Source organism: Streptomyces sp. NPDC057638, assembly GCF_042800315.1.
Taxonomy (GTDB): domain Bacteria; phylum Actinomycetota; class Actinomycetes; order Streptomycetales; family Streptomycetaceae; genus Streptomyces.
Map to the genome: position 1 here is coordinate 13,618 of NZ_JBHVHF010000030.1, position 11,909 is coordinate 25,526.

At 69.2% G+C, this 11,909-nt stretch carries 8 protein-coding genes and 1 riboswitch; of the genes, 4 read left to right on the forward strand and 4 right to left on the reverse strand.

The window, feature by feature from the left end:
• Positions 1-111: 111 nt before the first annotated feature.
• Positions 112-552 (forward strand): SsgA family sporulation/cell division regulator, encoded by a 441-nt coding sequence (locus ACFVIM_RS06955; RefSeq protein ID WP_384299497.1) that lies wholly within the window; start codon positions 112-114, stop codon positions 550-552.
• A gap of 160 nt (positions 553-712) precedes the next feature.
• Here ACFVIM_RS06955 and ACFVIM_RS06960 read toward each other — a convergent pair whose 3' ends face one another.
• On the reverse strand, positions 713-2,191 hold the full coding sequence (locus ACFVIM_RS06960; RefSeq protein ID WP_384299499.1) for a YibE/F family protein: 1,479 nt from the start codon (positions 2,189-2,191) through the stop codon (positions 713-715).
• Between the two features lie 274 nt (positions 2,192-2,465).
• A riboswitch (TPP riboswitch) is annotated at positions 2,466-2,616 on the forward strand.
• On the opposite strand from ACFVIM_RS06960, the gene thiC reads away from it, so the two are divergent.
• The gene (gene thiC / locus ACFVIM_RS06965) at positions 2,609-4,393 is read left to right on the forward strand and encodes a phosphomethylpyrimidine synthase ThiC (RefSeq protein WP_384299501.1); all 1,785 of its coding nucleotides are present in this window, start codon (positions 2,609-2,611) and stop codon (positions 4,391-4,393) included. It overlaps the preceding riboswitch by 8 nt.
• A 114-nt stretch (positions 4,394-4,507) precedes the next feature.
• Here the strand turns inward: thiC and ACFVIM_RS06970 are convergent, their stop codons facing one another.
• From ACFVIM_RS06970 to ACFVIM_RS06980, 3 genes are all read right to left on the reverse strand, one after another.
• Positions 4,508-5,341: a hypothetical protein gene (locus ACFVIM_RS06970; protein WP_384299504.1), complete on the reverse strand. Its 834-nt coding sequence runs from the start codon at positions 5,339-5,341 to the stop codon at positions 4,508-4,510.
• Between the two features lie 140 nt (positions 5,342-5,481).
• Positions 5,482-6,444: a metallophosphoesterase gene (locus ACFVIM_RS06975; protein WP_384299541.1), complete on the reverse strand. Its 963-nt coding sequence runs from the start codon at positions 6,442-6,444 to the stop codon at positions 5,482-5,484.
• Between the two features lie 886 nt (positions 6,445-7,330).
• On the reverse strand, positions 7,331-8,443 hold the full coding sequence (locus tag ACFVIM_RS06980) for a LacI family DNA-binding transcriptional regulator (RefSeq protein WP_384299506.1): 1,113 nt from the start codon (positions 8,441-8,443) through the stop codon (positions 7,331-7,333).
• A gap of 397 nt (positions 8,444-8,840) precedes the next feature.
• Between ACFVIM_RS06980 and hisC the strand changes: the two genes are divergently transcribed.
• Both hisC and ACFVIM_RS06990 read left to right on the forward strand, forming a co-directional pair.
• Positions 8,841-9,920: a histidinol-phosphate transaminase gene (gene hisC, locus ACFVIM_RS06985; RefSeq protein ID WP_384299508.1), complete on the forward strand. Its 1,080-nt coding sequence runs from the start codon at positions 8,841-8,843 to the stop codon at positions 9,918-9,920.
• A gap of 475 nt (positions 9,921-10,395) precedes the next feature.
• Positions 10,396-11,901 (forward strand): cytochrome ubiquinol oxidase subunit I, encoded by a 1,506-nt coding sequence (locus tag ACFVIM_RS06990; protein WP_384299511.1) that lies wholly within the window; start codon positions 10,396-10,398, stop codon positions 11,899-11,901.
• Positions 11,902-11,909: the final 8 nt, after the last annotated feature.

An 11,909-nucleotide genomic window follows, 5' to 3' on the forward strand; every position in this document is an offset into this window, starting at 1 on the left:
CCTTGTAGTCCTCTAGCGCGTGGAGCACGATTGTGGCAAGAGGGTCAGAGGGATGAATCCTGGCCGTTTTTGACAAGCTTTCAGTAGGCATTCTTCACTGCGGGGTACACGATGCGCGAGTCGGTCCAAGCCGAGGTCCTGATGAGCTTCCTTGTCTCCGAGGAGCTCTCGTTCCGGATCCCGGTGGAGCTCCGTTACGAGACGGAGGATCCGTACGCCGTGCGGATGACCTTCCATCTACCCGGTGACGCGCCGGTGACCTGGGCTTTCGGCCGTGATCTGCTGATGGACGGGATCCTCGGGCCGAGTGGGGACGGGGATGTGCGGGTCGCCCCGACCGGGCCGGAGGAGCTGGCCGATATCGCGATCCGGCTCCAGGTGGGCGCCGACCGGGCGCTCTTCCAGGTCAGCGCGGCACCAGTGGTCGCCTTCCTCGACCGCACCGACAAGCTGGTGCCGCTGGGACAGGAGCGGGCGCACGGGGATTTCGAGGGGTGTCTCGACAAGGCGTTGCGGAACATCCTGGCCGAGACGGAGGAGAACGCGGGCTGAGACGGTGCCGGTCTCGGGCGGACCGGCACCGCCGCGGGCGGATCGGGCCGGGAGTGGATCGGTGGGGCCGCCGCCCCGGGCCGGTCGGCCACCGGCGCCGGGTGCGGTCGGCTCGCCGCGCGCCGGGTTCACCGTGTGCGGCACGCTCCCCGGCCAGGTCTCACCGTTTGCGGCGGCGGCCCGTGCCGCTGCGTCCCGGGAGGGACTTCAGCCCTGGGAGCCCCGTACGGGTCAGGGGCATCCCCCGCCCCGTAGGCGTACCTGTACCGCCGTCCGGGACGGGGGTCACGGGCGCGGTGGGGGAGGGGCCCGGCGGGAGTGAGGAGGGGCGGTCCGCGCAGACCACGAGGGCCGCGAGGGCCGTGGTCACCGGGACGGAGGCGACCAGTCCGATCGAGCCGATCAGGGTACGGACGATCTCCTCGGCCACCAACTCGCTGTTGGCGACCGCGCCCACACCGCTGCGGGCGATCGAGAAGAGCAGCAGCAGGGGGAGCGCGGCGCCCGCGTAGGCCAGGACCAGGGTGTTGACCACGGACGCGATATGGTCCCGGCCGATGCGGATCCCGGCCCGGTAGAGCGCGCGGGGACCCATCGTCGGGTCGGCCTGGCGCAACTCCCAGACGGCGGAGGTCTGGGTCACCGTGACATCGTCGAGGACACCGAGCGAGCCGATGATGATGCCCGCCAGCAGCAGTCCGCTCATATCGATCTTCGGATAGAGGCCGTGGATCAGACCGGTGTTGTCGTCGGTGTTGCCGCTCAGCAGCGCCCAGCCGACGAAGAACGAGCCGAGCAGCCCGATCAGCAGCAGCGAGACCAGGGTGCCGAGCACCGCCACCGAGGTACGCGCGTTGAGCCCATGGCAGGTGTAGAGGGCGATCAGCATGATGGCGCTCGCCCCGATCACCGCGACGACCAGCGGATTGGAGCCTTCCAGGATCGCGGGAAGGATGAAGAGCGTCAGGATGGCGAACGAGGTGGCGAGCGCGATCAGGGCCATCACCCCGCGCATCCGACCCACCAGCACCACCGCGAGGGCGAAGATCCCGGCGAGCAGCGCCAACGGAACCGTACGGTCCAGATCGATCACCGCGTACTGGAGTTCCCGCGGCGCGTCCGGGGCGTAGGCCACCACCACCTCCTGCCCCTGCCGCAGTTGACGAGGGGCGTCCGGCTGGACGATCTCGGTGAAGGTACGGCCCGTATGAGGGCCGGTGGTGACCTCGATCGTCGCTTTTCCACAGCTGCCGCGCTGGGAGTTGACGGCCTCGCGGCCCTGGGGTGTGCTGGTGTCACCGGTCGGTGGCACCTGACCCGCGTTCACCTTCCGGCAGTCGATCTGCTGCACCGAGGCCACCCGGGCCTCCTCGGTCTGCCGGTCGAAGCCCACGCCGGTGGGCTTGTGGTCGGCGGAGCCACCGGGCCAGAGCACCAGCAGCCCGACGGCGACAGCGGCGGCGAAGGGCACCAGCACGGCGGCGATCACCTTGCGCAGATGGCGCGAGACCGGCGTCGCGGGGCCGTGGGAGTGCGTATGCCCATGGCTGTGGCCGTGTGCGTGACCGTGGCTGGGTTCATGCCCGTGGGCGGGGCCGTGGTTGTGCCCCTGCGTCGGTCCCCGCGTGGGTGCGGGCATGTTTCCGTGCGCGGGGGGAGGGCCGTGGTCCTGTGCGGGGCCGTGACCGTGGCCGGGGTGGGGCGCGGGGGCCGTCGTGGGCGACGGGATCCCGGGCGCGGGCTCCGGAGGCGAGGGAGGCCGCGGGTGCGGCGGCTGTCCCTGCCGCCGGTCCCAGGGCGGGTCCATGGGCGGGGGTGGGGGGTCGGGTGGCGAAGGCGTCACCGACCGATCATCGCAAGAACGGCGGGGGGCCTCTGTTCAGCACGCCAAAGAGGGCGCTAGCGTGGGGGCACTTTGCACACGCGGGAGCTCGGGGCACCGGGCTGAGAGGGCGCTGACCTCCGCACCGGCCGTCGGGAAGACGGCCATCGCGGATATGGCCGCGTCGACCGCCGAACCTGTTACCGGGTAATGCCGGCGTAGGGAGTAGGTCTCATGACCGTTCAGGACGCACACACGCCTGCCGTCGACCAGGCCGACGGGCGCACGCCGGGCTGGCACAAGGGGTATGTCCAGGGCTCTCGCCCCGACCTCCAGGTGCCCGTCCGCCGGGTGCACCTCACCAACGGCAAGGACGTGACGCTGTACGACACCTCCGGTCCGTATACCGATCCCGGGATCGAGACGGACGTACGGAGGGGACTGCCGCCGCTCCGTGAGAACTGGATCATCGGCCGGGGCGATACCGAGGAGTACGCGGGCCGCCCGGTCCGCCCCGAGGACGACGGCATCAAGCACACCTCACCGCGCGGCGGTCTGCGCAACCTCGACGCCGTCTTCCCGGGGCGTCCGCGTCAGCCCCGGCGCGGGCGTGAGGGCCGCCCGGTGACTCAGCTCGCGTACGCCCGCCGGGGGGAGATCACCCCGGAGATGGAGTACGTCGCCGTCCGGGAGAACGTCTCCCCCGAGGTGGTGCGGGAGGAGATCGCGGCGGGCCGCGCGGTGCTCCCCGCCAACGTCAACCACCCGGAGATCGAGCCGATGATCATCGGCAAGAGGTTCCTGGTGAAGGTGAACGCCAACATCGGCAACTCCGCCGTCACCTCCTCCATCGAGGAGGAGGTGGAGAAGATGACCTGGGCGACCCGCTGGGGCGCCGACACCGTGATGGACCTGTCCACCGGGCGCAATATCCACACCACCCGGGAGTGGGTGCTGCGCAATTCGCCGGTGCCGATCGGCACGGTGCCGCTCTACCAGGCGCTGGAGAAGGTCGACGGCAAGGCCGAGGAGCTGACCTGGGAGATCTACAAGGACACCGTCATCGAGCAGGCGGAACAGGGCGTGGACTACATGACGGTCCACGCGGGGGTGCTGCTGCGGTACGTGCCGCTCACCGCCCGTCGCAAGACCGGGATCGTCTCGCGCGGCGGCTCGATCATGGCGGCGTGGTGTCTGGCGCACCACAAGGAGTCGTTCCTGTACGAGAACTTCGAGGAGCTGTGCGAGATTCTCGCCGCGTACGACGTCACCTACTCGCTCGGTGACGGCCTGCGGCCCGGCTCGATCGCGGATGCCAACGACGAGGCACAGTTCGCCGAGTTGCGCACGCTCGGGGAACTCAACACCATCGCCAAGCGTTTCCAGGTACAGACGATGATCGAGGGCCCCGGTCATGTCCCGATGCACAAGATCAAGGAGAACATCGACCTCCAGCAGGAGATCTGCGAGGAGGCCCCGTTCTACACGCTCGGCCCGCTGACGACGGACATCGCGCCCGCCTATGACCACATCACCTCCGGCATCGGCGCGGCGATGATCGCCTGGTGGGGCACGGCGATGCTCTGCTACGTGACGCCCAAGGAGCATCTCGGTCTGCCCAACCGTGACGATGTGAAGACGGGCGTCATCACCTACAAGATCGCCGCGCACGCGGCCGATCTGGCGAAGGGGCACCCGGGTGCCCAGGAGTGGGATGACGCGCTCTCCGACGCGCGCTTCGAATTCCGCTGGGAGGACCAGTTCAATCTGGCCCTCGACCCCGACACGGCGAGGGAGTTCCATGATGAGACGCTGCCGGCCGAGCCGGCGAAGACCGCGCACTTCTGTTCCATGTGCGGGCCGAAGTTCTGCTCGATGAAGATCAGCAGGAGCATCACCGAGCAGTTCGGCGGTGACGCGGCCGAAGGTTCGGACACGGAGATCGCCGAGGGCATGCTCCAGAAGTCCAAGGAGTTCGCCGCCTCCGGTAACCGGGTCTATCTGCCGATGGCCGAATAGCACCGTCCAACCGAGTACGGGACCGACCCGCCTCCCGCCTACCGGCGCGGCAGGGGGGCGGATCCGCTGCCGAGCCCACCGGGCGGCGCTCGCCGCCGCCCGGTGGGCCGGGATTCACTCCGGGCGGCCCTCGCCGCCGCCGAACTCCTTGCTGGTGAAGTCCGGGCTGGTGAAGCTGGGCCGCTGGCCCGGTGACCCGCCCTCGTCCGGACCGGAGTAGTCCGGCCCGTCGTACCCCTCGGTGGCGGTGCGCTCCACCGGGCGTGGTGGCGCCTGGGAGAGCGGGTGGGCGTGGGGATCCTCCAGCACCCCGTGCAGGAAGGGCACGATCCCTCGTTCCAGTACGGCGTGGAGCCAGGCGTCCTTGGCGCGGGCGACCTCGTCGGGGAGCTCGTCCATGGGCTCCTGGGCGGGCACCTGGGTCGAGCTGTTCCGTACGGCCGTCAGCAGCAGTCCCATGGCCGCCACCAGGATCCCGGCGGCCGTGACGGCGGCGAAGAACCATCCCACCGTCACCAGCGTTCCCGCGAAGGACGGCGTCGGGCTGAGCATCTTCAGCAGATAGCCGACCAGGAGCAGGATGACCGCCGCCGTGGCGGCCAGCACGGGGACGAGAACGGTGGTGACCGCCAGCAGTCCGGCGCCACGACGCCGCGGCGGGCCGTCTCCCGAGGGAGCCGTGCCACCCACGGGCCCGGCGGGCCCACCGTGGGGCTGGGAGAGGGTTTCCTCGCGGATCCTCAGATAGTGATCGTATTCGGCGGCCGCGGCCGATGTGATCATCGCGGTCGCGTTGAGGGCCATGGTGCGCAGCTGGGTCGCGTTCAGCCGTTCTCCGATGGCGGCCAGCTCAGGCCGGTCCTGGGTATTGCGCAGTGCCTCGTCGAGTATGCGCTGGAATTCCGCTCGGTCCTCGGTCAGCAGGTGCGGAGCCCTGTTCATGTGCATCCCCCGATGCTCCGTAGGCTGATGCGCTCATCGATGGCGGACAGTGGAAGCGGAGGAGAGCCTGCTACGGGTATTCCGATGGTAGAGCGATAACGGCATCGGGTGACAGGGAATTTTCGTTATTCGGGTACCGCGAAGCCTCAATGAGGCAAAGGCAGTTGGACCACGAGAAGTTTTCCGGCCATGGTCACTCCGCCGTCCATCGCGATGGCCAGCCCGTCCGCGTAGAGATGCGGACCCTCGACGACCGGGCGCTGCTCGTCCTCGCCGTCCTCGGTGCCGACCTCGCCCAGCAGATACGGGATGGGGCTGTGACCGTGGACGATACGGCTGCCGCCATAGGTGTCCAGGAGTTCCCGGACGGCCTGGGGGCCCGCGTCGTCACGGAAGGCGAAGCGTTTGGTCAGCTTGCGGAAGAGGTCCCAGCACTCGTCGGCGTCATTGCGGGTGAGGATCTCGTGGACGGTGTCGTTGACGTCCTCGATGCTCTCGCCGTATTCGAGGTAGGCGGTGGTGTCGGAGTGCATCAGCAGGTGGTCGTCCTCCTCGACCACCGCGTCCAGCCGGGACATCCACTGGACGTGCACATCCTGGAGGCGGTCCATATCGCACTTCTGGCCGCCATTGAGCAGCCAGGCGGCCTGGAACGTGGCCGTTCCGGCACCGGAGTTGACCGGCGTGTCGCCGAAGCGCTTGGCACCGAGCAGCAGCAGCTCGTGGTTCCCCATGAGGGCCTTGCAGTAGCCGCCCGCGGCGGCGGCCTCGGCGGAGAGCCGCATCACGAGGTCGATCACGCCGATGCCGTCGGGACCGCGGTCGGTGAAGTCCCCGAGAAACCAGAGCCGGGCGTTGCCCGCGGTCCACTGGCCGTCGGCGTCGATGAGGCCCTGCGCGGTGAGGGCGTCGACCAGCTCGTCGAGATAGCCGTGGACATCACCGACGACGTAGAGCGGGCCGAGCCCGTGCGGGAGGGAGGGTTCCGCGGCGGTCAGCGGCTGCTGCCCCTCGGCCGGCTCGGTCCCGGCCTCATGGCCGAGGACCGGGAGGTCGCGCTCGGTGGGGGTGTCGTCGGCGTCGTCGGTGGCGTGCTCGTCCTCGGGCAGAACGTTTCCGGGATGGCCGGAGTACGGGGCCGCCGGGGGGAGGAAGGCGGGCGATGGCTCATACGGCCCGGTGACATAGGACGGCTGGGGGGCCCCGGACGGCTGGGGCGGGGCGTAGGAGGTGCTGTGGAGCGGCGCCCCATGGTGCTCGTGCTCGTGGGGGTGCGGGTGAGCCTGGGGGTGGTGCGAGTGGCCGTGCTGCTGGGGCTCACCAGGGTGGTGGGACGGCTGGGACTCGGAACCGGCGTGGGACTCGGAACCCGGGTGCGGGTGCGGCTCGTGGTGCTGGAGCGGTGCCTCGGCCTGCTGGAGTCCCTGGTACTCGCCATGTGGCGGGTGGGCGGTGTACCCGGTGACGGAGGAGGGGCCGCCACGCCCCTCGTGCGATGGCGCGTGCGACGGGTGCGGCTCGTGAGGCGTGTCGTAGGGGGGCTCGCGGTGCCCTTCGTACGACCGCTCGCGGGGGTCGTCGTACGGCGCCTCAGGGTGATCGTCGTAGGAGGGCTCAGCGTGTCCCTCGGAGGGGCCGTCGTGCGGGGCGTGGGGGTGCGGGGGGTGTTCGGGGGGCGGAACCGGAGCGAGGGCTTCCTGGTGGGGCGCCGGTTCCTGGGGGATCTCCGACTGGACCGGCACCTGAGCGTAGGGAGGGACGCGGAAGTCGCGTACCGTCGCGTTCCGCACCACGGGTCCCTGACCGGCCCCCTGAGTCATCGACCCCTCCACCACCGTCGCGCCGCCGTTCACCTCTCGGCCCAGCCTGGTCGGGGTGGTCCGCGGTGTCGTGCGCCCATCATAGGAATGAGGCCCGTGCTCTGTGACGCACCAGGGGTGGTGAATCCCGCGCCACCCCTGACGCGTCGGCCGATTCGTCCTTATTGGTGAGGGTCTAGTCCTGTCTGGGGGAGCGCGGCGGGCTCACGGTGGTCCGGGGCGAACGCCGCTGTGAGGAGGTCCGGACGATCAGTTCGGTCGGTATCACCTGCTCGACCGGCCGGTCCTCGTCGATCCCTTCGATGGCGTCGATCAACAGTTGGACGACGGCGGTGCCGATCCTGCGTGGCTTGAGCGAGAGCGTGGTGATCGGAGGCTCGGTCGTGGCGTAGACGGTCGACTCGCTACAGCAGACCAGGAGCAGATCGTCGGGCACGCGCAGTCCGTAGCGGCGGGCGGCGGCGAGGAGGTCGGTGCCGTTGGGGTCGAAGAGCCCGTAGACGGCGTCGGGCCGGTCGGGTCGGGCGAGCAGCCGGTCGGCGGCGACGGCCCCCGCACAGGGGTCATGGGCCGGATAGGACTCGTAGACCGGATCCTGGCCCACCCGTTCGCACCAGTTGAGATAGGCCGTGGTGGAGAGCCGGGTGTAGGTGTCGGTGGTGGTGCCGGTGAGCAGCCCGATCCGGCGGGCGCCCGCGTCGGCGAGATGGTCGAGGAGATCGAGGACGGCGGCCTCGTGGTCGTTGTCGACCCAGGCGGTGACCGGGAGGGTGCCGGCCGGCCGTCCGTCCGAGACGACGGGGAGCCCCTGGCGCACCAGCTCGGTGACGACCGGGTCGTGGTCGGAGGGGTCGATGACGATGGTGCCGTCGAGCGCGACGTTCGACCAGACGTCATGGCGCGAGGTGGCCGGGAGGATGACGAGCGCGTATCCCCGGGCGAGCGCGGCGGAGGTCGCGGCCCTGGCCATCTCGGCGAAATAGGCGAACTCGGTGAAGGTGAAAGGTTCATCCCCGTAGGTCGTGACGGTCAGGCCGATGAGGCCGGACTTTCCGGTACGGAGGGTGCGGGCGGCGGCCGATGGGCGATAGCCCAGCCGGTCGGCGACCTCGCGGACATGTCGGCGGGTGGCGTCCGGGAGACGGCCCTTTCCGTTGAGCGCGTCGGAGACAGTCGTGATGGAGACACCGGCCGCCGCGGCGACGTCCCGGATGCCCGCCCGACCTTGCCGGCTCCCCCGGCGGGATGTGTCCGTCCGGCTCACCTGGTGTTTCCCTGCTGCTGTCATGGCGAGCCGATAGTAGGGCTCGGATGGACGGTTGGGCCGGTCGCATATTCACTCGTTGACAGGCACGTTTCTGCATGATCATAGCGCATCAACTTCCTTCGAAATTAAGGAAGTTGACGGAGAATGGCCAGAAGTATTGGGCCTCTGGTCGCATCATCCTGTCGAGTGCCCGATGTTTTACCGAGGGCTCACTCACCTCTACGGGGGACGCGCGCCACGGAGTGAGCCACCGGCGTGCGCCAGGGTGGTGCGCGCCCCCTCTTTCTCCCGTTCCGACCATACGCAAGGGTGGCGAATCCTCTTAAGGTGAGCAGCATTGATTCCGACGTGGTGGTCCGGACCTCCGAGGTCCGGACCTGATGGGTCCGCGGTGGCGCGGACGTCGAGGAGGACTGCGGTGAGCGAGACGAGCCCCAAGCTGCGCGCCGAGCTGGACGGTGTCCCCGCCTACAAGCCCGGCAGGCCGCCGTCCGCCGACGGACCGGCCGCGTACAAGCTCTCCTCCAACGAGAACCCCTATCCCCCGCTGCCGGGGGTGATGGAGACCGTCTGCGCCGCGGCGAAGAACGTCAACCGCTACCCGGACCTGGCCTGCTCCGGCCTGATGGGTGAACTCTCCGACCGGTTCGGGGTGCCGCTCGACCATCTCGCGACGGGTACGGGATCGGTGGGCGTCGCCCAGCAGCTGGTGCAGGCCACCGCGGGACCGGGCGACGAGGTCATCTACGCCTGGCGCTCCTTCGAGGCGTACCCGATCATCACCAGGATCAGCGGGGCGACACCGGTCGAGGTGCCGCTCACCGCCGGTGAGGGCCATGACCTGGACGCGATGGCCGCGGCGATCACCGAGCGGACCCGGCTGATCTTCGTCTGCAACCCCAACAACCCGACCGGCACGGTGGTGCGCCGGGCCGAGCTGGAGCGGTTCCTGGACCGGGTGCCGTCGGAGGTGCTGGTGGTGCTCGACGAGGCGTACCGGGAGTTCATCCGTGACCCCGAGGTGCCGGACGGGATCGAGCTCTACCGGAACCGGCCGAACGTGGCGGTGCTGCGGACCTTCTCCAAGGCGTACGGGCTGGCGGGGCTGCGGGTCGGCTTCGCCGTGGCGCACCCCCGGGTGGCCGCCGCGCTGCGCAAGACCGCGGTGCCCTTCGGGGTGAGCCAGCTGGCGCAGGACGCCGCCGTGGCCTCGCTGCGGGCCGAGGATGAGCTGCTGGGGCGGGTGGGCTCGCTGGTCTGTGAGCGGACCCGGGTGTACGAGGCCCTGGTCCGCCAGGGCTGGACCGTGCCGGAGACCCAGGCGAACTTCGTCTGGCTGCGGCTGGGTGAGCGCAGTGCCGACTTCGCGGCGGCCTGTGAGGCCGCTGGGGTGACGGTGCGGCCGTTCGCGGGGGAGGGGGTCCGGGTGACCATCGGTGAGGCAGAGGCCAATGATCTCCTTCTCCACACGGCGGAGGCGTTTCTCAAGACGCTGTAGGGCCCTGGGGTCTGGGCGGAGGTCGCGGAGCCCGGGTAGGGCCCTGGGGTCGGGGGCCGGGGTGGAGGTCGGGGGGACGCCCCGCCTTGGGGTGGCCCGGTCCCGTTTTCTCTTTGGCGCCGCGGGGTCTGCGTACGGCGCGCTCGCGCCGGGTGGTCCGGCCTCGCCTCCGTACGGCTCGCGCCGGTGCCGTACGGCTTGTCGTCGCCGCCGTACCGCTTCTGCCCCCGGCACCCGGAATGCTGCCTTCCGTGCTGATGCCGCCCCGGACGCCGCTGGTGTCCGGGGCGGCGGTCTGTCCGGTACATGGCGAGGCGCCCTAGAGGTACCCCCCGGTCATCAGTGCGGATTTCGTATGCGCCATAATTGCTTGTGAATGTGAACGCGTTCACAAGCGTGTCCTGTTCGTCCCAGGATTCCTGGGATTAATCAGGCAAACTGCCGCTCGACCTCGTCGATGTAAGGAGAAGACGACGTGGACTTGGCTCTGGCGCCGGAAACGTTGGCGCGCTGGCAGTTCGGCATCACCACCGTCTACCACTTCCTGTTCGTCCCGCTGACGATCTCCCTCGCCGCTCTCACGGCGGGGCTCCAGACGGCGTGGGTGCGGACGGGCAAGGAGAAGTACCTCAAGGCGACGAAGTTCTGGGGCAAGCTCTTCCTGATCAATATCGCCATGGGCGTGGTCACCGGCATCGTGCAGGAGTTCCAGTTCGGTATGAACTGGTCGGATTACTCCCGGTTCGTCGGTGACATCTTCGGGGCGCCCCTGGCCTTCGAAGCGCTGATCGCGTTCTTCTTCGAGTCCACCTTCATCGGACTGTGGATCTTCGGCTGGGACAAGCTGCCGCCCAAGATCCATCTGGCCTGTATCTGGATGGTCTCGATCGGCACCGTGCTCTCCGCGTACTTCATCCTGGCCGCCAACTCCTGGATGCAGCACCCGGTCGGCTACCGGATCAACGAGGAGCGGGGCCGGGCCGAACTCACCGACTTCTGGCGGGTGCTCTCCCAGGACACCGCCGTCACCCAGTTCTTCCACACCATCACGGCCGCCTTCCTCGTCGGCGGAGCCTTCATGGTCGGCATCGCGGCCTGGCATCTGGCGCGCAAGAAGCACATCCCCGTGATGCGGACCTCGCTGCGGCTGGGCCTGGTCACCGTGATCGTCTCCGGGCTGCTCACCGCCGTCAGCGGTGACCTCCTCGGCAAGGTGATGTTCAAGCAGCAGCCGATGAAGATGGCCGCCGCCGAGGCGCTGTGGGACGGCGAGGCGCCCGCGCCCTTCTCACTCTTCGCCTATGGCGATGTCGACGAGGGCCACAACAAGGTCGCCATAGAGATCCCGGGCGTCCTCTCCTTCCTCGCCAACGGTGACTTCGACTCGTACGTCCCCGGGATCAACGACGTCAACAAGGCCGAGCAGGAGAAGTACGGCCCCGGCGACTACCGCCCCAACATCCCGGTCGCCTACTGGGGCTTCCGCTGGATGATCGGCTTCGGTATGGCCTCCCTCACCATCGGCCTGATCGGGCTCTGGCTGACCAGGAAGAGGTTCCTGCTGCCACCGGCCCTGCGGACCGGTGAGGACGAGGTGCCGCGGCTGGTGCTCTTCCGCAAGCCGCTCGGCGCGCGCTTCTCCCGCTGGTACTGGGTGATCGCCCTGTGGACCATGACCTTCCCGCTGATCGCCACCTCCTGGGGCTGGATCTTCACCGAGATGGGCCGTCAGCCCTGGGTGGTCTATGGAGTGCTGCGTACCAAGGACGCCGTCTCCCCCGGGGTCTCCCAGGGTGAGGTGCTCACCTCGATGATCGGCTTCACCGCGCTCTACGCCATCCTCGCGGTGATCGAGTTCAAGCTGATGGTGAAGTACGCCAAGGCGGGCCCGCCGGAGCTGACCGAGGCCGATCTCAACCCGCCCACCAAGATCGGCGGCGACGACCGTGATCCCGACCGGCCGATGGCCTTCTCCTACTGAGAGCCGCT